Annotated in this window: 23 protein-coding genes; 10 read left to right on the forward strand and 13 right to left on the reverse strand. The window is 42.5% G+C overall.

The features are described 5' to 3' along the window. The first annotated feature begins 68 nt into the window (after window positions 1-68). From AC1DYB_RS10060 to AC1DYB_RS10075, 4 genes are all read left to right on the forward strand, one after another. A complete protein-coding gene (locus tag AC1DYB_RS10060; protein ID WP_477434568.1) occupies window positions 69-650 on the forward strand; it encodes an RNA polymerase sigma factor in 582 nt (193 codons plus the stop codon). Further along, window positions 647-1,150 carry an anti-sigma factor gene (locus AC1DYB_RS10065; RefSeq protein WP_477434570.1) on the forward strand — a complete coding sequence of 168 codons (504 nt, stop codon included), beginning with the start codon at window positions 647-649 and terminating at the stop codon, window positions 1,148-1,150. The genes AC1DYB_RS10060 and AC1DYB_RS10065 overlap by 4 nt, the downstream gene beginning before the upstream one ends. A gap of 427 nt (window positions 1,151-1,577) precedes the next feature. Then, complete coding sequence (locus tag AC1DYB_RS10070) at window positions 1,578-2,660, forward strand: PAS domain-containing sensor histidine kinase (RefSeq protein WP_477434572.1); 1,083 nt, start codon at window positions 1,578-1,580, stop codon at window positions 2,658-2,660. Between the two features lie 116 nt (window positions 2,661-2,776). Further along, window positions 2,777-3,664, forward strand: a complete 888-nt coding sequence (locus AC1DYB_RS10075; RefSeq protein WP_477434574.1) for a PfkB family carbohydrate kinase — start codon at window positions 2,777-2,779, stop codon at window positions 3,662-3,664. A gap of 147 nt (window positions 3,665-3,811) precedes the next feature. On the opposite strand, the gene AC1DYB_RS10080 is transcribed toward AC1DYB_RS10075, so the two are convergent. From AC1DYB_RS10080 to AC1DYB_RS10115, 8 genes are all read right to left on the reverse strand, one after another. Continuing rightward, a complete protein-coding gene (locus tag AC1DYB_RS10080; RefSeq protein WP_477434576.1) occupies window positions 3,812-4,573 on the reverse strand; it encodes a tetratricopeptide repeat protein in 762 nt (253 codons plus the stop codon). A 1-nt stretch (window position 4,574) separates the two neighbouring features. Then, window positions 4,575-6,419, reverse strand: a complete 1,845-nt coding sequence (locus AC1DYB_RS10085) for a BatD family protein (RefSeq protein WP_477434578.1) — start codon at window positions 6,417-6,419, stop codon at window positions 4,575-4,577. 18 nt (window positions 6,420-6,437) lie between these two features. After that, complete coding sequence (locus AC1DYB_RS10090; protein ID WP_477434580.1) at window positions 6,438-7,193, reverse strand: tetratricopeptide repeat protein; 756 nt, start codon at window positions 7,191-7,193, stop codon at window positions 6,438-6,440. Then, window positions 7,190-8,230 carry a vWA domain-containing protein gene (locus AC1DYB_RS10095; protein ID WP_477434582.1) on the reverse strand — a complete coding sequence of 347 codons (1,041 nt, stop codon included), beginning with the start codon at window positions 8,228-8,230 and terminating at the stop codon, window positions 7,190-7,192. The genes AC1DYB_RS10090 and AC1DYB_RS10095 overlap by 4 nt, the downstream gene beginning before the upstream one ends. A gap of 3 nt (window positions 8,231-8,233) precedes the next feature. Further along, window positions 8,234-9,238: a vWA domain-containing protein gene (locus AC1DYB_RS10100; RefSeq protein ID WP_295721097.1), complete on the reverse strand. Its 1,005-nt coding sequence runs from the start codon at window positions 9,236-9,238 to the stop codon at window positions 8,234-8,236. After that, window positions 9,235-10,194 (reverse strand): hypothetical protein, encoded by a 960-nt coding sequence (locus AC1DYB_RS10105; RefSeq protein ID WP_477434585.1) that lies wholly within the window; start codon window positions 10,192-10,194, stop codon window positions 9,235-9,237. The genes AC1DYB_RS10100 and AC1DYB_RS10105 overlap by 4 nt, the downstream gene beginning before the upstream one ends. Beyond that, the gene (locus AC1DYB_RS10110; RefSeq protein ID WP_477434587.1) at window positions 10,191-11,072 is read right to left on the reverse strand and encodes a DUF58 domain-containing protein; all 882 of its coding nucleotides are present in this window, start codon (window positions 11,070-11,072) and stop codon (window positions 10,191-10,193) included. The genes AC1DYB_RS10105 and AC1DYB_RS10110 overlap by 4 nt, the downstream gene beginning before the upstream one ends. A 177-nt stretch (window positions 11,073-11,249) precedes the next feature. Next, complete coding sequence (locus AC1DYB_RS10115; protein WP_295721094.1) at window positions 11,250-12,305, reverse strand: AAA family ATPase; 1,056 nt, start codon at window positions 12,303-12,305, stop codon at window positions 11,250-11,252. A gap of 347 nt (window positions 12,306-12,652) precedes the next feature. Here AC1DYB_RS10115 and AC1DYB_RS10120 point away from each other — a divergent pair, with 347 nt between their 5' ends. Next, window positions 12,653-13,699, forward strand: coding sequence for a hypothetical protein (locus AC1DYB_RS10120; protein WP_477434589.1), 1,047 nt, complete (start codon window positions 12,653-12,655; stop codon window positions 13,697-13,699). A 58-nt stretch (window positions 13,700-13,757) separates the two neighbouring features. Here AC1DYB_RS10120 and AC1DYB_RS10125 read toward each other — a convergent pair whose 3' ends face one another. The 3 genes from AC1DYB_RS10125 to ku form a co-directional block, all read right to left on the reverse strand. Next, on the reverse strand, window positions 13,758-13,913 hold the full coding sequence (locus AC1DYB_RS10125) for a lmo0937 family membrane protein (RefSeq protein ID WP_295721092.1): 156 nt from the start codon (window positions 13,911-13,913) through the stop codon (window positions 13,758-13,760). A 114-nt stretch (window positions 13,914-14,027) separates the two neighbouring features. Then, window positions 14,028-14,567 carry a YciE/YciF ferroxidase family protein gene (locus tag AC1DYB_RS10130; RefSeq protein ID WP_477434592.1) on the reverse strand — a complete coding sequence of 180 codons (540 nt, stop codon included), beginning with the start codon at window positions 14,565-14,567 and terminating at the stop codon, window positions 14,028-14,030. 242 nt (window positions 14,568-14,809) lie between these two features. Continuing rightward, entirely contained in the window at window positions 14,810-15,577 is a 768-nt protein-coding gene (gene ku / locus AC1DYB_RS10135) for a non-homologous end joining protein Ku (protein ID WP_295721090.1), read from the reverse strand. A gap of 210 nt (window positions 15,578-15,787) precedes the next feature. Between ku and AC1DYB_RS10140 the strand changes: the two genes are divergently transcribed. From AC1DYB_RS10140 to AC1DYB_RS10160, 5 genes are all read left to right on the forward strand, one after another. Beyond that, window positions 15,788-16,474, forward strand: coding sequence for an SIMPL domain-containing protein (locus AC1DYB_RS10140; protein ID WP_477434595.1), 687 nt, complete (start codon window positions 15,788-15,790; stop codon window positions 16,472-16,474). Window positions 16,475-16,926: 452 nt separating this feature from the next. Continuing rightward, the gene (locus tag AC1DYB_RS10145) at window positions 16,927-17,283 is read left to right on the forward strand and encodes an endonuclease domain-containing protein (protein ID WP_477434597.1); all 357 of its coding nucleotides are present in this window, start codon (window positions 16,927-16,929) and stop codon (window positions 17,281-17,283) included. A 239-nt stretch (window positions 17,284-17,522) separates the two neighbouring features. Next, window positions 17,523-18,395, forward strand: coding sequence for a KPN_02809 family neutral zinc metallopeptidase (ypfJ, locus tag AC1DYB_RS10150; RefSeq protein WP_477434599.1), 873 nt, complete (start codon window positions 17,523-17,525; stop codon window positions 18,393-18,395). A gap of 685 nt (window positions 18,396-19,080) precedes the next feature. Continuing rightward, on the forward strand, window positions 19,081-19,491 hold the full coding sequence (locus AC1DYB_RS10155; protein WP_477390834.1) for an ester cyclase: 411 nt from the start codon (window positions 19,081-19,083) through the stop codon (window positions 19,489-19,491). Window positions 19,492-19,815: 324 nt separating this feature from the next. Then, complete coding sequence (locus tag AC1DYB_RS10160) at window positions 19,816-20,004, forward strand: hypothetical protein (protein ID WP_477434601.1); 189 nt, start codon at window positions 19,816-19,818, stop codon at window positions 20,002-20,004. Here AC1DYB_RS10160 and AC1DYB_RS10165 read toward each other — a convergent pair. Then, window positions 19,929-20,570 (reverse strand): HEPN domain-containing protein, encoded by a 642-nt coding sequence (locus AC1DYB_RS10165; RefSeq protein WP_477434603.1) that lies wholly within the window; start codon window positions 20,568-20,570, stop codon window positions 19,929-19,931. The genes AC1DYB_RS10160 and AC1DYB_RS10165 overlap by 76 nt on opposite strands. A gap of 5 nt (window positions 20,571-20,575) precedes the next feature. After that, on the reverse strand, window positions 20,576-21,691 hold the full coding sequence (locus AC1DYB_RS10170; protein ID WP_477434605.1) for a GmrSD restriction endonuclease domain-containing protein: 1,116 nt from the start codon (window positions 21,689-21,691) through the stop codon (window positions 20,576-20,578). Window positions 21,692-21,867: the final 176 nt, after the last annotated feature.

The raw sequence follows: 21,867 nt of genomic DNA on the forward strand, positions 1-21,867 counted from the left end.
ATCCGCACATATTTCCTTATCTTGGTGTAACCTAAATAAAAGCCCGGTAGTCATAGAGGTTGTAACACATGCAAAGCAAGCTTTCAGATATCGATCTTATAGAACAGACACTGGCTGGCAACCAGTCGGCGTATGCCGACCTGGTTAAGCGGCACCAGCGTTTTGTATTTACGCTGGCTATGCGTTTTTCTAAAAGCCGGGAGGATGCTGAGGAAATTGCACAGGATTGCTTTATAAAAGCATATCGCTCGCTGGCTGCGTACCAGGGGCAATCAAAATTTACAACATGGCTGTATACTATTGTATACCATACAGCTATGACATTTTTAAGGAAAAAAAGGGTAGCCACAGATTCAATAGATGACGAGGGTACTTATATACAGGTAGAAAACCACGAGTCGGCTTATGATGCCGATAACGTGGAAAATAAATCGCGATCATTTTACCTGAACCAGGCCATTGAGCAATTGTTACCCGATGATGCCACCATTATCACCTTATTTTACAAGGGCGAGCAATCTTTAGAAGAAATTGCCCAAACACTGGGAATGGAGGCTAATACGGTTAAGGTAAAACTATTTAGGGCGCGCCAGCGTTTGAAAGAGAAGCTGGAGCGTAATTTAAAACATGAGGTTAAAGAATTGATATGAACACCATAGAAGAAAAACTCTGGAATTACATTGATGGCACCTGCACCCCAGCCGAGCAGGACGCCATTGCCAGGCTTATTGAGCAGGATGAGGTGTACAGCCAAAAATACCAGGAACTACTGTTGCTAAACCAGGAGTTTGCAAGCATGGAACTTGATGAACCCTCAATGGCCTTTACCTATAATGTAATGGAAACTATCCGAACAGAAAATGCACGCCAGCCGTTAAAAGCGGCTATTGATAAGCGCATTATCATTGGCGTGGGCGCTTTCTTTGTGTTTACCATACTGGCTTTGTTAGTATTTACTATAGCCAATATCCATTTTTCTTTTCCGGCGGCTAATGTAAAAGTTAACCTGCCGGCAGGTATAAAACTACCAAGCGCTGGCAGTATTTTTAGCAGCCAGGTATTTAAATGGTTTTTGGTATTTGATGTGGTGCTGGCTTTGTTTTTAACTGATAGTTACCTGCGCAGAAAAAACACTGCAAAACACGCATAAAGTGTGTTAAATGGTGTACTACAAAACAAACAGTGCTTATTAGTTAATTACACTCACACATCATAAATATTTATTTTTAAGCACTTTAAATAACTTTTTGTAAAAAAATCATTAAGAAATAAACTTTGGTATAGTAATTGTATAACCATATATGAACTGGTAATCTTACCGGTTTAATTGTGATAAGGTTTAGGTTGAAAGTCTCCCGGCGCAAGGTTGGGAGGCTTTTATTTTTTCAGGCTATGCCGTTATCAAAATACCGGACCGGAAAATTCAATGTTTAAATTTAGGCATCTGCCCCGGTTACAATTTACCCCGGTATTAAATTCTTTCTTCACAATTGTTATGAACATTTTTTTCGCATCCCCGTATAACCAAACTGCACTAATAGCTATATACCCCTGATAGCTGTAATAAACAGGCTCTCATGAATAGTTTTGGTATCGGGAACAAGGATTTTAATTTCGAGCGCTTTTTTGAATTATCGGCTGACCTTTTTTGCATTGCCGGTTACGATGGATATTTTAAAAAGATAAATACTGCGGTATCAACTGTACTGGAATACACCAATGAAGAACTTTTTGCCAGCCCGATAAACGATTTTGTACATCCCGAAGACCGCGATATCACATCTAAAAAAAGGGATAACCTTACGCATGATATTCCCCTGTTAAATTTCGAGAACCGGTATATTACCAAAAGCGGCAAAATAGTTTGGCTCGCCTGGACATCGATGCCGGTTGACAGCGAGCAACTGGTTTTTGCCATTGCCAAAAACATCACCCATAAAAAAAAGCAAGAGGAAGAACGCAACGCGCTGATAACTAATCTAACTAAAATAAACAACGACCTTAAACAATTAACCTATACTACATCGCATGATCTGCGATCGCCGGTGGGTAATTTATTATCCGTATTTAAACTCATGGATGTTTCCAAGATCCAGGATGCGGAAACTATTGAATTTATAGGCATGTTGAAATTAGCTACAGAAAGCCTGAAGGATACGTTAAATAATTATGTAGATGCTTTGAGTTTGAAAGACAGCTTAAACGTGCATGTAGAAGAACTTGATCTTAACGAGTCATTAAATACGGTATTACATTCGCTAAGTTCACTGCTGCAGCATTCAAACGTTACCATAAATATTAATTTTAGCGCCGTCGCTACCATCAACTTTAATAAAGCTTACCTGGAAAGCATCTTTTTAAACCTCATTACCAACTCCCTGAAATATGCCCGCCCGGAAGTTCCTCCGGTTATTACCATTACTTCAAGAGTTAATAATGGCATCAAACAGGTAATATTTGCCGATAACGGGCTGGGCTTCGATATGGAAAATGTAAAAGATAAAGTTTTTGGCTTCCACCAAAAATTTCATCATCACCATGATAGCAAAGGTATAGGGCTTTACCTTGTATATAACCACATTATTAGCCTGGGTGGGCAAATAGCACTTGAAAGCAAGCTAAACATGGGTGCTAAATTCACTATATCGTTTAAAGACTAAGCTGCCCTTATTTTTCTATCTGTATTAAAAACCTTACATTAATTAAACATTGATATTACATACCTTTGCGGTTTGCTCCTGGTTGGTTAGGGCTCATTCAAAATAAACAAAAAAGCATGTACGATATCTGTTGCGTAGGGCATATTACATTAGATAAAGTGGTAACACCGCGCGCGGTTGCACACATGGCCGGTGGCACTTCCTTTTATTTTTCAAATGCCATCCGTAATATGGATGTTAACTATACGCTGGTAACCACCCTTGCCCAAAGCGAAATGGTTGTTGTTGAAAAAATGCGCGCCAAAGGCATTAAAGTAAATGCATCAGTAGGCGGTCTTTCTGTTTATTTTGAAAACATTTATTCTGAGAACCAGGACCACCGTACCCAACGGGTGCTGCAAAAGGCCAATCCTTTTACTGTTGAGCAATTACAGCAAATAGATGCTAAGATATTCCACCTGGGTCCGCTGCTGGCCGATGATATGCCTGTTGAGCTCATCAAAGAGCTGCATAGCCGTGGTCGTGTTTCTTTAGATGTGCAGGGTTATTTGCGCAAAGTTGAAGGTACCAACGTGGTAGCGGTTGACTGGGCGGATAAACGCGAGGCTTTACGCTATGTTGATATCCTGAAGGCCAACGAGTACGAAACTGAAGTACTTACCGGCAGCAATGATATTTTTGAAGGCGCCCGCATTTTAGCCGACTGGGGTGTTAAAGAAGTAGTAATTACCTTGGGCAGTATGGGCTCTGTTGTTTATACCGATGGCGTTTTTTACAATATTCCGGCCTATACCCCAACCGCGGTTGTTGATGCTACAGGCTGTGGCGATACCTATATGGCCGGCTATTTATATCAACGCATAAAAGGTTCATCATTTCAGCAGGCAGGTGAGTTTGCTGCCGCGATGGCCAGCTTCAAAATTGAATCATCCGGACCATTCACAGGCACTGAAGAGGATGTAATGAATTTGCTGGAGAGTGGAGTGAAGGTGTATAGTTATTAATTAGCTCGTAATTGTTGCTCTTTCCGGGTGGCCTCGGGGTCATGCCGAATTTATTTCGGCACCCCACATGCTAAGTCTGTAGCATGGAGTCGACATGTCCTATGGGATGCCGAAATAAATTCGGCATGACGATCGGTATCTAAGAGCTTATATCTCCTTTGCATCCCCGGTACCAATCCAGCCTTCGTTGCCATTCGCCAGGCGAATTTTTACCCAGTTGTTATTGCTTCCAAGTATGTTAACCTTGGTACCTTCGTGCAATACAAACACGTTTTTGGATGAAGTTGCAGGCGCGCTTTTAACGGTTACCGATGAGCTAAAAATAATGGCTTCATGATGTGCCTCAAAATAATAGGCTTGCCGCCCGGAGATAAAGATAGCGCTGATCCCAACGATCAATAATACGGTAGCCAAATAGAACGATGCTTTTTTTATGCCTACCGAGCCTGTAAAACGGTAAAGAATAAGCAGAGCGGATGCCGCCAATAAAAGTGATACGCTGAGTACTGCCAGCATATTTGCGGAGAAAGCGAGTAAAAAGCCATGCCACCATTTGCGAATAAAAAATTCAGGCACCTCGTCAATTTTGTCCGAAGTTTTTGAATTAGCCAATTGAATATTAACCCGGATATCCTCATCGCCCGGGGATAGCTTGCGCGCTTTTTCGTAGTATAGCAAAGCCGGGGCTATATCGCCGGTTTTGTAGTAAGTGTTCCCTAAGTTAAAATATAAGGCAGCCGATTGGTAACCGTCATCCACCATTTTTTGATAGATAGCTGTAGCCTCCTTATATTTTGTTTTTTGGTACAGGTCGTTCCCCTTCTTAAATAAAGCAGTTGCATCGTTATTACTAAAAGCCAGTAATGGCGATACAATGAGGAGCAACAGGTATATACAACGCTTCAGCATGTTATATTTTATCTTCAATGTTATTGATCATGTTTTTTGCCCTATCAAACATCTGTTGTTCCGAAATACCCGAAACCGGCGCATAACGGGCCATATCGCACAAATCTAAGGTTTCCAGCAACTCGTTGATGCTCGTGTCATCCAAAGACCGGGCCTTTAGTTCAGTGGCAATTTTTTCGCGGTTCAGATCGGCGGCTGCAATGTTCAGCTTATCGCTCAGGTAACCATACAAACCTCTAAACACGTTTTCGTAAAAGGCAGTTTTATTATTGGCCGTTAGCTGCGCTTTGGCGCTGGCCAGGTGTTTGGCTGCAATTCTACCAGCCTTACGGCTTTTTACTTTAACTATATCACTGTTGCTCACTTCGTACCATTTGCCGTAAACAAGCGCACCGGCAAACGATAGCGGGCCCAAAATCAACAGAAAATAATATAATGGCGAGCCATAAAAACCATCTCCAATTTTGGCAATATTGTCGGCATCCGTTTTAATATAGCGGATATCCTTATTCAGTAATTTAACGTCCTGTTTATCGGCATCGCCCAATGAGGTTACGTTATTTTCTGTGGCGCCCTTGGCAACCTTTATCGGGAAACCTTTGGTTTGTACAGATACATATTTACCTGCCGAAAGATCAAAGTAAGAGAATTTGACAGGGTCGATATTAAAACTGCCACCATGCCTTGGTATCAGCAGGTAGGTGTAAACACGTGTTCCCGATTCACCGTTTTCATTATCGGTAATGGTATCGGTTACTTTGGGGTCGTACTTTTCAAAATCAGCCGGAAACTCGGGCGCCATTGGTTTCAAAAGCTTCAGGTTTCCTTTGCCGCTTATGGTTATCTTATAATTAAGCGGCTCATTAGCTTTCAGCTCACTTTTATCTACCGATGTATGGATACTGAACCGACCAACCGCGCCGCCAAAACCAGCTGGCTTACCCGCTTCCGGAAGTGGTTTTACGTGGATAATCGCGGGGATACTTTTAATCTTGTACTTAACATCGTTAAAGCTGCCACCGCCGAAAAAATTATCGAACGGATCGGCAGATGGTGCAGTTTCGCGCACTACAAAATTCATGATCATGGGGTCGATTGTAATATTACCGGCATGCTCAGGAAACAGTATATTCTGCTTAATCTCGGTTACATTATATTTTACCCCTTTTATGGTTTCAATGCGCCAGTGAACAGCGGTAGGGTCGGCGCTTTTAATTTCCTGGCTGTAAAAACCATTCAGGTCCGACATTTTTTCCAGTTCGTTACCCACCAGCGCCACGCGTGTGTACAGGCGGTAGCTTAGGGTAAGCTGCTCGCCAATGTAGGCGTTGGTTTTATTAACATCAGCCCTGATGAACAGATCTTTGGTAATATCCTTTGACCGGCCCGATGTGATACTTTGAATCCCTCCTCCTGCCCGTTGTTGCTGCTGTTGTTGTGCAGCGGCTGCTTGTTGGGCCGAAGCTGCTGTTGTGCCTTTAACTACCTTTATTTTTATGGGCTGTGTGCTTAGCGTTTTACCGTTAACAACTATAGTAGCCGGCCCAATAGTATAAGTACCCGGTTTAACGGCTACGAGCTCATAACTATAAGCCATGCTTGATGACGACGCGCCGTTGATAACGCTCATACTTTGAGACACGTTAGGGCCCGATACCACCAAAAAGCCGTTAAAAGCCGGTGGCGTAAACCTATCGCCATTACCACTTAAGCTAAAGGTAACTTCAAACTGCTCTGTTGTGCCCACTTCGGTTTTACTAACCGATGCGGTAAATCTTATATCGGCAGCAAAAAGCACACCGGTGCAAAACAGCAATAGGAACGATATATAATACTTTAGCTTCATTTGTTATAAATATAGGGCCTACCAGTCTTTGGATATTTTTACCCTTGCGCCTTTCAGCTTTTTATTTTTTAGCTTATCCTGCGTTTGTTTTTCATCATTGTTCAGGGCTTCCAGCATCCGCTCGGCATCATCTTTTGATACATTGTTGGGCTGGGGTTGGTTTTGCTTATCCTGATCTTTTTTATCCTGATCTTTCTTGTCCTGGTCTTTTTTATCCTGATCCTTCTTATCCTGATCTTTTTTGTCTTTATCCTTATCGTTCTTGTTATCCTTGTTCTTATCGTCTTTATTCTTCTTGTCCTTATTCTTATCGTTCTTTTTATCCTGTTTCTTTTTATCGTCCTGCTGCTTTTTCAACATTTTTTGGGCGTATGACAGGTTGTAACGGGTTTGATCGTCGGTTGGATTATTCAGCAACGACTTTTTATAAGCGGCAATACTTTCTTCCAGCTTTTTCTTCTCTAACAGGGAATTGCCTAAATTATGATAAGCATTTGCCAAAACCTGTTTATTGGTTGATGTAGATGCTATTTTACTGAATTGCTGCTGGGCTTCATCAAATTTCTTTTGTTTGTACAGGGCATCGCCCAGGTTAAAGTTACCTTCAACCGTTTTAGCGGTTTTACCAACAGATTTACGATAGTTTTCTTCGGCCTCTTTATAATTCTTTTCCTGGTAAAGCTCGTTACCTTTTTTAATGTACTTTTTTTCCTGCTGGGCAAAAAGGAATGAAGCCTGCAGTACTAATAATACAACTATAATCAATTGCTTCATGACTTCTTTACTTCAAATAATTTTATCCCGCTCAACCGCATGTTTTTACGGTTTGATATAAAAAACTCTGCCAGCAGCAATACAAAAGCGATGCTCAGGAAAAACTGAAACCTATCTTCAAAATCTTTAAATGATTTGGTATCCAAAGTTTTGCGTTGCAATTTGCCAATCTCATCCATCACAATGCCCAGGCCGCTATTGGTATTATTGGCCCTTACATACACCCCACCACCGGCTGTAGCTATTTCCTTACCCATATCCTCGTTAAGCTTACTTATCACCTGCTGGCCCACACTATCTGTATGGAAACCTACCGGGCGACCGTTTTCATAAACCGGTATTGGTGCGCCCTCCTGCGAGCCAACGCCAACCACATTTACAGATACATCCCTGCGCCGGGCATTAGTAGCCGCCTCAACCGCGTTATCTTCATGGTTTTCGCCATCGGTAATAATGATCATGGCCTTACCTGTTCCATTCTTAAAATCAAACGACTGCATACCCAGGTCTATTGCCGCCCCAATGGCTGTACCCTGCGTGGGCACCATATCGGTATTAATAGTATTGAGGAATAGCTTTGCTGCGGAGTAATCTGTGGTGATAGGCAGCTGCACATAAGCCTGGCCGGCAAATACAATAATACCAATCCTGTCATTATGCAAACGATCAACAAGCTGGGCAATGGCGCGTTTGGCGTTCTCCAGCCTGTTAGGTGCCAGATCCTGCGCAAGCATACTGTTTGATACATCAAGCAGTATCATCAGGTCGGCGCCTTTGCGTTTCACTTCTTCGGTTTTTGAGCCTATCTGTGGGTCGGCTATCCCTACTATTAATGCCGCATAGGCAACCAAAAAGAAAGTGAACTTCCACCACGGTCTTGACAAAGAAACCTGCGGCATCATTAACTTAACCACATTTTTATCTCCAAGTGAGGAGATGGCCCTCTTTTTCCAGATGCTCACTGTTAAAAACAGGATGATGAACACCGGCACAATGACCAATCCCCATAAATATTCTATATGTGCAAAACGTAACATCTATTAAGTTAAAGCCCCTCTGAACAGGGTGTTTTTTAATATAAATTCAAGCGATAATAAAACCAGCGCGATGATGGCCCAAGGCAAAAACATTTCGGTTTTTTTGCGGTACTGGGTAACATCAATTTTGGCTTTCTCCAGCTTATCTATTTGTGTGTATATATCCTTTAGCGTCGCGTTATTGGTAGCCCTGAAATATTTACCGCCCGTAATACTGGCAATTTTTGATAACGTGACCTCATCAATAACTACCGGCATGCGCTGGTATTGTACCCCCATTGGGGTTTGTACCGGGTATGGCGCAAAACCGTTGGTACCCAAACCTACGGTATAGACTCTTACCTTAAATTGTTTAGCAATTTCGGCCGCGGTTATAGGCGGTATCGAGCCGGAATTATTTGAACCATCGGTTAGCAATATTACAACCTTACTTTTGGCCTCGCTCCCTCTTAGCCTGTTAACAGCTGTTGCCAGGCCCATCCCTATGGCGGTACCATCGGTAATCATCCCGTTTTTAATATCAGCGTACATATTAATAAGCACACTATGATCAATAGTAAGCGGGCATTGGGTAAAGCTTTCGCCGCTAAAAACCACCAAACCAATACGATCATCCGGGCGGCCTTTTATAAAATCAATAGCTATTTCCTTACCAGCCTCTAAGCGGTTGGGCTTAAAATCCTCGGCCAGCATACTGCCCGAAATATCTGATGCAATAACGATATCTATTCCTTCGGTAGTACTATTTTGCCAGCTTAATGATGATTGTGGCCTTGCCAGCGCTACAACCAATGCAGCCACAGCCAAACAACGCAGCACAATAGCATAATGCCTGAATTTGGGCAGCATGCTTTTTTTTATGATGGTGAATCCCTTTAAGGTAGGCACGCTTAGGTTACCCTGCAGCTGCCTTTGCTTCCAGATGTACCAGCCAACCATAAGGGGTATGCTGATAAACAACCAGAAAAATTCGGGATGGGCAAATTCTATTCCTTTAAACCAGCTCATTTGTTCCCCTCTTGTTTATCTGTTTGTGGCTGATATGCCTGTTGTGTTTTGTTTACAAAGCTGATGGCATTATCCATGGTTTGCTCATTTTCAAAAGGCAATGGTTTCTCCTTCGCAAATTTCACCAAATCGGCAAGAATAAGCATCTGGCGAAGCGCGTTCTTGTTCTCCTCGGTAATATCCATGAACCTTAAACTGGCAAAAATCTCCTCAGATGTTTGCTCATGCGCTGTGATAGCATACCTGTTTTCCAGGTATTCCCTGATCACCTCGCTCAGTTCGATGTAAAACTGCTTCACCTGTTCCTGTTGCCATAGCTTTTTATCGCGCAGCTCCTGCAGTTTTTGCAATGCGGTGATATGGGCCGGCACCTTAGGTTTAGGCGGCTCAATAATGATTACTTTTTTAGGCCTTGTTTTAATGTAGTATACAATACCGGCAATAATTAAAATGGCCAGCAAGGTGCCAACAACCCATGGCCAGTTATCGCGCAGCCAATCCATAAATGAATATTTTATGGCAAGCGGCTGCTTTATATCATAAAAGGCTTTGGTAGTATCAACCGCTACCGGCTGTACCATAATGGTTAAAGCTTGTGTAAAAACCGGACCTGTTGTTGTTTTAAACGCATAGGATGGTATTACATACGCGCCGCTATCAAAGCCGGTAATAGTATAGCTTTTATGAATGGTTTCTATACTTACATCGCCCTTATCAAACAGGGTATCAGTTTTGCTGCTTACAATCTGGATCTTCCCGGCAATAGAATCTGCCAGTGCCGGAAACTCCACCTTATCCTTCACATCAAATTTGATGCTGAGGTGCAGCTTGGTTTGCTCGCCCAGGAGTATTGTGGCCTTATCCAGCTTTGCTCCCGCTTGCGGCGTTTGGGCAAAGGCATTGTAAAAAGCACCTGTAAGCAATAGTACCAGGGAATATTTAAAACACTTGATCATCTCCGGCCTTCCCGCTTTTTAAATAGTGTCATTAATGGTTTTACGTATGATTCATGGGTACCCACGCTGGTAAAATCAACACCCGATCTTTTAAAGGTTTCTTTCAGCATTCCGTTTCTTTTTAGTCCGTCGGCCTTAAAAGCCTGGCGCACATGCTCATCGGCTGTATTTACCCAAAGTAGCTCGCCTGTTTCTTCGTCCTTCATCGGGATAAGGCCCAGGTTTGGAAACTCCTCTTCGTGTTTATCATAAAGCCTCAAGGCAATAATATCATGTTTTTTATTGGCAATCTTCAGCTCATCCTCAAAACCCGGACTAATAAAATCTGAAAGTATAAAGGCCGTGCATTTCTTTTTGATAACGCTGGTAAAATACTTAAGCGCGACGGCAACGTTGGTGCCTTTATTTTCGGGTTTAAAATCTATCAGTTCCCTGATGATCATCAGGATATGGGTACGCCCTTTTTTTGGCGGAATGAACTTTTCTATTTTATCGCTAAAAAATATCACACCCACTTTATCATTGTTTTGGATGGCCGAAAAGGCAAGCACCGCGCAAAGCTCGGTAGCCAGATCCTGCTTTTGCTGAGTTTGGGTACCAAAGTTTTCTGATCCGCTCACATCCATCATCAGCATAACGGTAAGCTCGCGCTCTTCATCAAACACTTTTACATAAGGGTGGTTAAAGCGGGCGGTAACGTTCCAGTCAATGGTACGGATCTCATCGCCAAGCTGGTACTCGCGCACCTCGCTAAAGGCCATACCCCGCCCCTTGAAAGCTGAATGATACTCGCCCGAGAATAAGTGGTTACTTAATCCCCTGGTTTTTATCTCTATCTTCCTTACCTTTTTTAGCAGTTCTTTGGTATCCTTAGCCATTGGCTCCTCCTAAATCCTCCCCTAAAAGGCGAGGACTTTTATTAGCAATTTTTTAAATCAAACAAAAATGTCATTCCGAACGATTTGAGAAACCTTATGCGCCCTGCTCTGCGAACTTTACGTCCGGCCTTGCCTATCGTATAAGATCTTTCTTTCGCCCTCCCCTGAGAATACTCCTTACGGTACTTCTACCGCGTTCAAAATCCCGGTAATAATATTTTCGCTGGTGATGTTCTCCGCCTCGGCCTCGTAGCTTAAACCTATACGGTGACGCAATACATCGTGGCAAATAGCACGCACATCCTCTGGTATCACATAACCACGGCGTTTGATGAAGGCGTAAGCCTTGGCAGCCAAAGCCAGGTTGATACTCGCCCTTGGCGACGCGCCAAAAGTGATGAGATTTTTATAATGCGCCAGTTTAAACTGCTCGGGGAAACGGGTAGCGAAAACAATATCAATAATGTATTGCTCAATCTTCTCGTCCATATATACCTCGCGAACGATCTTACGTGCACGAACAATCTCTTCGGGCTTAATGATTGGCGATGGCTTCAGCATACCGCCCGGTAATATATTGGCGCGGATAATTTTCTTTTCTTCTTCCTTATCCGGGTAGGTGATCACCACTTTCAGCATAAAACGGTCAACCTGTGCCTCGGGCAGCGGGTAAGTACCCTCCTGCTCAATAGGATTTTGGGTTGCCAGTACCAAAAATGGATTTGGCAGCGGGAAGGTATTATCGCCGATAGTAACCTGGCGTTCCTGCATGGCCTCTAACAGGGCACTCTGCACTTTGGCAGGCGCACGGTTGATCTCATCAGCAAGGATGAAGTTGGAGAACAACGGACCTTTACGAACAATGAACTCTTCCTTTTTTTGGTTATAGATCATTGTACCCACTAAATCGGCAGGTAACAAATCGGGGGTGAACTGGATCCGGCTGTAATCAACCTGGATACATTTGGCCAGCGTGTTGATGGCTAAGGTTTTTGCCAAACCCGGTACACCTTCCAGCAAGATATGCCCATCGGCCAGTAAACCGATCAGCAAACGTTCAACCATATATTTTTGCCCAATGATCACTTTATCCATCTCCATTTTAAGCAGATCGATAAAGGCACTTTCCTTTTGTATCATTTCGTTCAGCGCCCTGATATCGGTTGAATACGATGTGCTACCGGTAACAGCGCCCGATGAAACATTTTCGGTATTGATATTTAATTCTTCCATGAACCCTTTTTTATTTCGAAAGCAAACTTAAACACACAAACTTTTTTCTGCTAAAAAAATTCCACGTTTAAATGTTAAATTTTGTTAAATGTTTTAGTGTTAGCTGTAAATATAGGTTTTTATCGGTGTCGGGGATCGGGGTTCGAGTTGCGGGTGGCGGGTGGCGAGTTGCGCCGTTCGTGTTTCAATCGGCGATATATCCGCAAATGCCGGCATGGCGGAGAAGACTCAACCCCTACTTCCCGATCCTCGGAACACGCCACCCGCCCCACGCAACACGATCCCCGCAACACGCACCCCGCCCAAGCTAAAAACCGTATATTTAGTTTTGTATCCATATTATCCACATGAAAAAAAGATTCATTTTACTGCTTGCTGTAATTGCCTGTTGCTGTGCCCGGGTTTACAGTCAAAATACATATAAAACCATACCCTTGCCCAAAGCCATTGATGGCGTAGGCGAAGAGTATTCGGGCATGTGCACTTACGGCAACCGGGTTTACCTGCTGCCACAATATGGCGACCATAAAACACTGATTAAAAAAGATAATTTAAAGGGTGAGTTTTTGATCTACAGTTTACTTACCGATAGCATTGGCCGCGTGGTTGATGGTAAAGACTCCGCACTATCAGCCTATAAAACCCTGAAAGTGCTAAACCTGGATAAACTGCCCGATAACGTAGCGGATGAATATGAGGGTTTTGAGGCGATAAGCATCGTAAACAACACTGTGTTCCTATCTATCGAAACCGACGATAAATCCCCAAACTGCTACCTGCTCAAAGCCCGGCTTGATACCATTAATAACCAAATAATTATCGACCCGCAGCACATCATCAACCTCAAACGCCCCGAGCTGATTAACAACGCCGGCTTTGAAGCCGTAACCTGGCTGCCCAAAGAAAATAAACTGCTGGCTTATTACGAATATAACGGAATGCCCGCCGGTGGGCAGGGATACTTAATTGATACCTCCTTTGCCAAACAACCGGAAGTGATTAAGGCCCCACAGCTATATTTCAGGATCACTGACATTACCGCCGATGCAAAAGACGCTATCTACGGCATCAACTATTTCTGGAACGGTGATTATAAATATTACCTGGATAACGATAAATTTAATCATCAGGAAGAAAATATAAAAAACACTATCCCTAACCTGCGCGATAGTTTGGTTAAAGATGCCGGCTATTTAAAATCATCAAAAACCACTTATGCCCGCATTGTAAAGCTCAATAACGTAAAAGGCAGCAAATGGCAACAGGTGGCCACTTTCCCCGGGTATAAAAATAACTGGGAAGGGCTAACCCTGTACCGTAAAGGCGCTTTGGTTATTACAGATGCCAACGGAAGCAAGAAACAGGCAACGGTATTAGCCTACGTAGGGTTTTAACAAAAAAAAGCCCGCCCTGCAGGCAGGGACGGGCATAAAAACTATATTTTTCTTCTACTTAAATAGCTGTTGGTCTCCTGATGATACCCAGTAATACGGCAATAATAGCAATCACCAGTAATACATGGATCAGGCTGCCTACAGTGGTAAAAAACACCCCGATGGCCCAACCAACTAATAAGATAACGGCGATTATATACAATAATGAGTTCATGATAATTTGTTTTTAGTTAATGATTTCATAGATAGATGTATATATAATATCCGTTAGCAGCATTTTGTTTTATAAAAGTTAAACCAACTGTGCCGGGATGGTGTTTGAAACGGCTTACGCCTTCTCCGTTTTTGCCCCTTTGTTAATACCCGCCTGGGCTATTTGTGTAAGCAGGCTGTCGCAGGTTTTTTCTTCCTGCAGGGTCGAGTCAAATAACTCCGCAGCTTCGCCATAACCCAATACGGAGGCAAGTGTTTTTAGGGTTCCGTAGGAGGCAATTTCGTAGTGCTCAATTTTTTGAGCGGCCGAGATGATGCCCACGTCACGGGTTTGGCTGTGTTTTTCGGTTTCAGAAATAATTTCTTCGGCCTCTTTTAGCAAACCGGCCATGGCCTCGCATTTTACGCCGGCAACTTTTTCGCCTATTGATGCAAAGGCATCTTCCAGGCGCGTTATCTGGTGCTCGGTTTCTGATAAGTGATTTTCGATAGCGGCGCGTAACTTATCAGAAGTTGCCGCTTTTGCCATTTTGGGTAATGCTTTTGCCAGGTGTTTTTCGGCCCAGTAAATGTCTTTTAACTCATCCAAAAATAATTCATTCAAGGCTGATTCCTGAACGTCCATTGTTTGTTCAGCTGTTTTTGTAGTTGCCATAGTAAATATGTTTTGAAGTTTTAATGATGATTAAAGAAATACAAAGGGGATGCCAAATTTCCCTTTTTATCATAAATATTAATTATTACGAAAGAAAATGCGCTGCTTGCTCCTGTTTTAAGCAAGAAGCATGTAGTTTTCAATATTTAAAGCTGTATAGAAAACAGGACCCTGTCTATACAATTCATTAACAGACACTTTACGCAGGAATACAAGAGATTAAAGCATCTGCACACCCCCGCCTAAGCCTTCTTCGTTTTTAAACTACTCAACAGCTGATCATACAGATCATCGCTGCTGGCTTTATGCGGTTTAAGTTTCTTGACCGTTGCCCGCTTGCCCTTTGATTTTGCTTTGATGATCTTCAGCAGTTCGTCATTATATTCATCCTTAAATTTAGATACATCAAAATCTTCGGCGTACTGATTGATGAGGGCTAGGCCCACGTCGAGCTCCTTTTTGCTCACGGTAACATCATCACCAATGTTCAAATCCTCCGTACCACGTATTTCCTGCCCGAAGCGGATCCGCGTAACCACCAGCACATGTTCAACCGGGTGTACAATGCACAGGCTCTCGGTACTGCGCAGCACAAAACGGGCCAGGCCAGCTTTTTTTGATTGGATGAGCGCTTTTAATAATAGGGCGTAGGCTTTATTGTTTTTGGTATCGGGTTCGGTGTAGTAGGATGTTTCGTAAAACATAGGGTTTACGTCGGCAATGTCTACAAAGCTTTCAATCTCTATCACCTTGCTTTTTTCGGGCGCGGCATCCTCAAAATCCTGATCCTCCATAATCACATAATCATCGTTCAGCTTATAGCCTTTTACAATTTTATCGTAAGGCACCTCCTTATGCGTACGCTCATTAACCCGCTGAAAACGGATCCGCGCATGATCGCGCCCATCCAGCATATCAAAATCAAGCGATGATGTTTGCACCGCCGAAAATAGTTTTACAGGAATGTTCACCAATCCAAACCCAATTGACCCTTTCCATATCGACCTCATAACCAACGTATTTTTAAACACTTATAACTATTAAAAAGGCCAAAGGGTTTTAACAACGTCTAAGTAATACCGCGTTTTATCAAACAAAAGCACTTCATTTTTCTTAAAGCAATTAGTAACGCGGTTGTAAATAATTGGTGCTGCCTGTTACACATTAAACTATTAGTACGTTACCTTAGTCATAACATACAAAAAAATCATACATCACACATGAAGAAGCTATTTATCCTTGCAACCCTGTTAACATTTACTTATGGCGCCTTTGCGCAGGCTGTTGATCTGCGCCGCAAAATAGAAGTTACCGGCATTGCCGAGCAGGAAGTTACCCCCGATATTATCAACGTTACCATTTCTTTACAGGAATATATGGACGGTAAAAAACACATCCAGATCAGCGACCTGGAAAGTCAGCTGGAAAAAGCCGTTAAAGAGGCCGGCATCCCCGCTACCGATTTTACCGTGAACAACGTATCTGCCTGGAACAACATCTACCAAAAGAAAAAAACTCCCGACTTTTTAGCCGGCAAACAATACGGTCTGCGCATCCGCGATCTGAATAAGTTTAACCAAATCGTATCTAAAATTGATCCTAAAGGTATCATGTCAACCAATATTGACAGCTACGACTATTCCAAAATCAACGACCTGAAGAATGAGCTGAAACTGAAAGCCCTAATCTCGGCCCGCGACAAAGCTTCATTCCTGCTGGCCGGCCTGGGCAACAAACTGGGCGATGTGCTTAACATTACCGAAAGCGATAACAGCAGCTTCCCGCAGCCACGTGCCTATAACACCATGATGTTTAAAACAGCCACCGCAGATGCTCCACCCTCAGATATCGACTTTAAAAAGATCAAAATCAGCCTGCAGATCAATGCTGTTTTTGAGATAAAATAAGAAAATATCGCAGCCTTCCTGAAAGGGCATTTCGTATAATCTTTTGTCATTCTGAATACAGAATGACATTTTTTTTGAGGGTTGACAGCAAACCGCAGACGACTCACCCCGCCAGCGCTTTGCGCGGCACCCCTCTCTTCGGCTTCGCCGGAAAGAGGGGAAGGACGGTTTTTATTTTTAATTTATTTCAATTCCACAAATCAAAAAATCCCCTCTTTCCGCCAAAGGCGAAGAGAGGGTGACAAGCGAAGCGACGTCGGGTGAGTCGATTCACACACAAATCAAATCCCCTCTTTCCACCGCAGGTTAAGAGAGGGTGACAAGCGCAGCGATGTCGGGTGAGTCAAACACATGCAAATCAAAATCCCCTCTTTCCGCCGAAGGCGAAGAGAGGGTGACGAGCGCAGCGACGTCGGGTGAGTCGATTCAAGAACTATTTATTATTTTTATGCATGCCTTCTATCACTGAACTATGCAGAGAATTACGACAACTGGAAACACCCGCCGAAAAGACATTGTGGAAACACTTAAGGAACAGAAGTTTATTTAACAAAAAGTTTTTACGGCAATACCCCATTTCTGTTCAGTCAACCATTAAAGGAAACATTTATTATATTCCGGATTTTTATTGTCATGAAGCTAAGTTGGTGATAGAAGCAGATGGCCCTATTCACAATTTAAAAAAGGACTATGATAAAAATCGCGATGAAATATTATCAGCATTGGGACTTAACATTTTGAGGTTTGAAAACGATGAAATTTTAAATGATATTAAACCTGTTTTAACTAAAATAAAGCAGAACTTGTAGCAGGCCCGCATTGCGCAGACGACTCACCCCGCCAGCGCTTTGCGCGGCACCCCTCTCTTCGGCTTCGCCGGAAAGAGGGGAAGGTCGGTTTTTATTTTTAATTTATTTCAATTCCACAAATCAAAAAATCCCCTCTTTCCGCCAAAGGCGAAGAGAGGGTGACAAGCTAAGCGATGTCGGCCAGGGCGCAAACATTTTCCTTAGCCATATTGTTAACCCTTTAAAAAAATCATAAAACTATGCAGTGGTTTGGCAGGGGCGAAAGCGATAATGTAGAAGATCAACGTGGCAGCGGCGGTGGTCGCGGGTTGGCAGTGGGTGGCGGTATTGTAGGCTTAATAGCCGCCGCAATTTATTTTTTTACCGGCATCGATCCCTCACAGGTGCTTAACCAGGTAAGCAGCAACCAACCCCAGCAAACCGAACAGCAGAAACAGGACCCCAATGCGCCCGAAGACAACGGCAAAAAATTTGTGCGCGTAGTGCTTAAAGATACCGAAGACATTTGGGGTAAGCTTTTTGCAGATATGGGCCGCCAGTACCAGGACCCTAAAGTGGTGCTGTTTACCGATGCTGTACAATCGGCATGTGGCAATGCCAGTTCGGCCACCGGACCATTTTATTGCCCCGGTGATGCCCGTGTGTACATCGACCTTTCTTTTTACGACGAACTTAAAAACCGTTTCGGCGCCGCCGGCGACTTTGCCCAGGCTTACGTGATAGCGCATGAGGTGGGTCACCATGTGCAAAACCTGCTGGGTGTAAGCGCCAAAATGGACCAGGCCCGCAATCGCCTCAGTCAGCGCGAATACAACAAACTCTCGGTAAAGCTGGAACTGCAGGCCGACTTTTATGCCGGCGTATGGGCCCATTACGAGCAAAGCATGAAAAAAGTGATCGATGAGAAAGATATCAAAGACGCCCTGAACGCTGCCAACGCCATCGGTGACGACCGCCTGCAACAACAAACCCAGGGCCACGTTGAGCCCGACAGCTTTACCCACGGCACCAGCGCCCAACGCATGTACTGGTTTAAAAAAGGCTACGAAACCGGCGACGTAAAACAAGGCAACACCTTTGCCGATGATCGGTTAGCATTGGTGGTGAATTAGGTATTGGGGCGAAGGACGTTTAAATGATTTGTCATCCTGTTTAAAAAGATTTGTCATCCTGAACGCAGTGAAGGATCTATTCGCAAACTTTACCAGGCGAATAAGCATGGCGAATAACATTTAAAAAGATTTGTCATCCTGAACGATTTGTCATCCTGAGTTGTAAAATCCGGTGGCCTCTGAAGGGGAAAATGATGTAACAAAAATGGCTGTCATCCTGAGCCTGTAGAAGGATAGCGGGCAAAGGCCTCTCCGCACGAGTCTTCGACAGGCTCAGACTGACAGGCCCACACGCCCCAAAATCCAATACGTCATGAGTAGGAACGAAGGATCTATTCGCAGACTTTACAGGGCAAGGAAGCATGGCGAATAACAGATCCTTCAAATCGTTCAGGATGACAAAAGCTTTTTTGTAAGTCTATTATTCTTACTCCCTTAATCCTTCGTTCAAAAAAAATCCTTACTCCTTGCTCCAAAAATCCTTACTCCCTTCCGGGGCATTCCCGCCGATAGAGGCGGTCAGGCTATCCGTTCATACTGCGCGGGCTTTAAGCGCGGGGCCGGTATCCACTCCTATCCTTAATGCAACAGACGTCTCGGCATGAGCAAGCATAAAAAAAATAAGTTAATTTGTTGAATTTTAAACAATTACATAACTTAGCGTAGCAATAAACCTAATGCCGATATGTCGTTAAAAGAAGAACACACAGAGTTTGTACTTCGTTGGTATAACGAAGTTTGGAACAACAACAACGAAGCCCTGATCAGCGAAATGTTACATCCCGAATGCAACGCATTAGGATTGGGCGAGGAACCCGTTATCGGCTCCGACGGTTTTAAAGAAGTGCACCGCTTTTTTAATGCCAATTATGAAAACATCCACATCGATGTGCACGAGGTTTTTGTTGATGGCGACTACGCAACCGCCATTTGCACCTTCACCGCTAATTATAAACCAACCAATGCCCCTGTTAAATTTTCGGGCACATCCATAACCCGCATCGTAAACCAACAAATTACCGCTGCCTGGAACTTTTTCGACTTCCTGACGCTAAATCTCCAGATCGGAAAGATAAACGCCGAACAATTGAAATAAGCGGCTTGGTTTGTGGCTAAATAGCGTAAACGAACCAAGGCTACGACTCACCCGACTTCGCTGCGCTTGTCACCCTCTCTTCAACTTCGTTGGAAAGAGGGAACTGAAAATTAAAAATGGTCTTTTTGGCCCTCTTTTCGGCGAAGCCGAAGAGAGGGCCGCCGTCCGCGAAGGGCGGACCGGCGGGGTGAGTCGTTGCCAGTATACAGAGCCGGGTACATGGTTTGAACCTGAATACGTTATGATAAAGCCGAAGCAATCGCAAACAGCTCACTCCCCGTTTTTTAAAACTATTGCTTTTGTCAGCTTGTTTAATTTTACAATATGGCAGATGTACATTCAAAAGAAACCCGCAGTTATAACATGTCGCGAATTAAAAGTAAGGATACCAAGCCCGAACTTTTGGTACGCAAGGTTTTTATACAAGGTACCATTAGCTATATAGCTATCTCCATTTTGTCAATTGCAACTAACACCAACCCATCTATAAACAATTTAACTGCATCTAAGTAAGATTTAACATTTTGATGGGTAAGTGACGGCGTAGCATCTTCATGGATTATGTTATTTCTGATGCTATTTAATGAATTAAAGGTTATAAAAAATGACTTAACATCGTCTTTTGTTGAATATTCAGAGAATCCGAACGCTTTAAGTAAACGTTGAATTTCATTTTGGCCATGCTTGCCAAATTTGAGCTTAGGATCTATCTGGTAACTATTAATCGGTCTTATCTCTACAGCTCCGCATAAAACCTCTAACTTATTTATAAAGTCTTTTCGCTTATCTTGCTTGCCTTTATAAAATTCTATATTGTTAAGAATACAGTCCACCAAATGGTTATATAATGATCTGTCCAAACTATGGTTGCTTGAAATGTTTAAATGAAAAAACGCATACTCCTCTAAAAAGCTTTCAAAAAATGCTTCAAACTTTGCACATAACAATACTATAGCAGCCTTATTAAATGTTGCATATTTTCTAAGATCCTTACCATTGCGTTTGGAATAATAGATGAGCAAGTCGACCTCGTGGCAGGCATCTTGAAAATCTTCTACAGCCTCAAATTCTAAAGACATAAGGCTTAGTTTAAAATTAATTCCAACTCTTTATACCAACGCTTAAGTCTATAATTAATCACTTTTTTATCTGACGTCCCAATCGTAATACTATCTTTAAATAACTGATCTTTTGTTACTAAATCCTTAAATCTATTTACAATTACCCCCTGATGTTGTATCAACTGAGGAAGGGAAAAATGCTTACAAGAAACCATTAAGACGTCCATTATCGCACGATTTAAACTAGTTTCATAAACTCCATCCTCATGAACTCTTCTAAAAGCCTTATCCCCAAATACTGTTAAAACCTTATTTACTGTTGAATTAAAATCTATTTTAAATTCCTCGATATTTGCTTCTGTTGCATTTTGCATAGAAAGCATAAAATCATTCATAAAGTTTTTCATTCGTCCTGTATAGTTGTCGATATAATCTTCTTGGATATTCCAGCTATTACTTACGGCAATATACCTCAAGATTAATTCACAATCCATCATTCGGATATGTGGTTCGTTTAATTTAAGCAATGTTAAAAATTGAGCGTTTTTTGAGCACTCTTTTAGCATTTCATTAAAAGTCCCCCTATATAGACAATTACGCAGTTCTTGTTCATTTAGCCTCACCGATCCCCTGTTTAATCTCATAAAGACATCGTATTTAATCTCTTCATTTGAATCATGTGAAATAACTATAATTCGAAGCAATCCATTCTTAAGTATTCTTAATGCCTTTGGGTTAAGCGTCTTAGCGTCGCTCTTATTCAAGTCACTAAGTATTTCTAAGCCAGATAACCGAAAGTCTCTGTCAAAAAAACGTTTAAGAGAATTTAATCTCTGAAGACCATCAATGACCGTCCAAGAATCATCTTCTTCCTGAGAAACATACACAACCGGGATCGGAACATTTAGAATGATCGATTCAACTAACATCGATGCTTTCTTATTATCCCAAATGTAATTCCTTTGATATTCGGGGTTCAAGTTAATGTCTCCGTCTTCTATCATTCTCACTAAATCCGAGACGCTCTTATCGTAAGCTTGGGTGGTAATTTTTCTAACAGCTTTTGGGATTTCTATAATCTCTTCCTCCGTACTGTAAATATCATCAAACTCTTCTAATTCAGAATTTGTAATTGGCATAGTGATAGTGTTTATGGTTATATATTGTTCTAAATGTATAACTTTTATCATTAAAAACAAATTTGTAGGCCTTCACTAACATACTATGTATGTACTGAGAAGAATTGTTAACAGCATTTATACTTACATTAATTAAGCAATCTTTAATATCAATAGATACGTGTATTTTAGAGGGT

It is taken from the genome of Mucilaginibacter sp. P2_A4, assembly GCF_056405015.1.

Excerpts from the sequence above, each read along its gene's own strand:
- AC1DYB_RS10070 (WP_477434572.1), top strand. The coding sequence starts at position 1,578 with ATGAATAGTTTTGGTATCGGGAACAAGGATTTTAATTTCGAGCGCTTT.
- AC1DYB_RS10110 (WP_477434587.1), bottom strand. The coding sequence starts at position 11,072 with ATGGCTAAGGATACCAAAGAACTGCTAAAAAAGGTAAGGAAGATAGAG.
- AC1DYB_RS10090 (WP_477434580.1), bottom strand. The coding sequence starts at position 7,193 with ATGAAGCAATTGATTATAGTTGTATTATTAGTACTGCAGGCTTCATTC.
- AC1DYB_RS10075 (WP_477434574.1), top strand. The coding sequence starts at position 2,777 with ATGTACGATATCTGTTGCGTAGGGCATATTACATTAGATAAAGTGGTA.
- AC1DYB_RS10130 (WP_477434592.1), bottom strand. The coding sequence starts at position 14,567 with ATGGCAACTACAAAAACAGCTGAACAAACAATGGACGTTCAGGAATCA.
- AC1DYB_RS10085 (WP_477434578.1), bottom strand. The coding sequence starts at position 6,419 with ATGAAGCTAAAGTATTATATATCGTTCCTATTGCTGTTTTGCACCGGT.
- AC1DYB_RS10100 (WP_295721097.1), bottom strand. The coding sequence starts at position 9,238 with ATGAGCTGGTTTAAAGGAATAGAATTTGCCCATCCCGAATTTTTCTGG.
- AC1DYB_RS10115 (WP_295721094.1), bottom strand. The coding sequence starts at position 12,305 with ATGGAAGAATTAAATATCAATACCGAAAATGTTTCATCGGGCGCTGTT.
- ypfJ (WP_477434599.1), top strand. The coding sequence starts at position 17,523 with ATGCAGTGGTTTGGCAGGGGCGAAAGCGATAATGTAGAAGATCAACGT.
- AC1DYB_RS10145 (WP_477434597.1), top strand. The coding sequence starts at position 16,927 with ATGCCTTCTATCACTGAACTATGCAGAGAATTACGACAACTGGAAACA.
- AC1DYB_RS10095 (WP_477434582.1), bottom strand. The coding sequence starts at position 8,230 with ATGTTACGTTTTGCACATATAGAATATTTATGGGGATTGGTCATTGTG.
- AC1DYB_RS10060 (WP_477434568.1), top strand. The coding sequence starts at position 69 with ATGCAAAGCAAGCTTTCAGATATCGATCTTATAGAACAGACACTGGCT.
- ku (WP_295721090.1), bottom strand. The coding sequence starts at position 15,577 with ATGAGGTCGATATGGAAAGGGTCAATTGGGTTTGGATTGGTGAACATT.
- AC1DYB_RS10155 (WP_477390834.1), top strand. The coding sequence starts at position 19,081 with ATGTCGTTAAAAGAAGAACACACAGAGTTTGTACTTCGTTGGTATAAC.
- AC1DYB_RS10125 (WP_295721092.1), bottom strand. The coding sequence starts at position 13,913 with ATGAACTCATTATTGTATATAATCGCCGTTATCTTATTAGTTGGTTGG.
- AC1DYB_RS10105 (WP_477434585.1), bottom strand. The coding sequence starts at position 10,194 with ATGATCAAGTGTTTTAAATATTCCCTGGTACTATTGCTTACAGGTGCT.
- AC1DYB_RS10165 (WP_477434603.1), bottom strand. The coding sequence starts at position 20,570 with ATGTCTTTAGAATTTGAGGCTGTAGAAGATTTTCAAGATGCCTGCCAC.
- AC1DYB_RS10065 (WP_477434570.1), top strand. The coding sequence starts at position 647 with ATGAACACCATAGAAGAAAAACTCTGGAATTACATTGATGGCACCTGC.
- AC1DYB_RS10080 (WP_477434576.1), bottom strand. The coding sequence starts at position 4,573 with ATGCTGAAGCGTTGTATATACCTGTTGCTCCTCATTGTATCGCCATTA.
- AC1DYB_RS10120 (WP_477434589.1), top strand. The coding sequence starts at position 12,653 with ATGAAAAAAAGATTCATTTTACTGCTTGCTGTAATTGCCTGTTGCTGT.
- AC1DYB_RS10170 (WP_477434605.1), bottom strand. The coding sequence starts at position 21,691 with ATGCCAATTACAAATTCTGAATTAGAAGAGTTTGATGATATTTACAGT.
- AC1DYB_RS10140 (WP_477434595.1), top strand. The coding sequence starts at position 15,788 with ATGAAGAAGCTATTTATCCTTGCAACCCTGTTAACATTTACTTATGGC.
- AC1DYB_RS10160 (WP_477434601.1), top strand. The coding sequence starts at position 19,816 with ATGGCAGATGTACATTCAAAAGAAACCCGCAGTTATAACATGTCGCGA.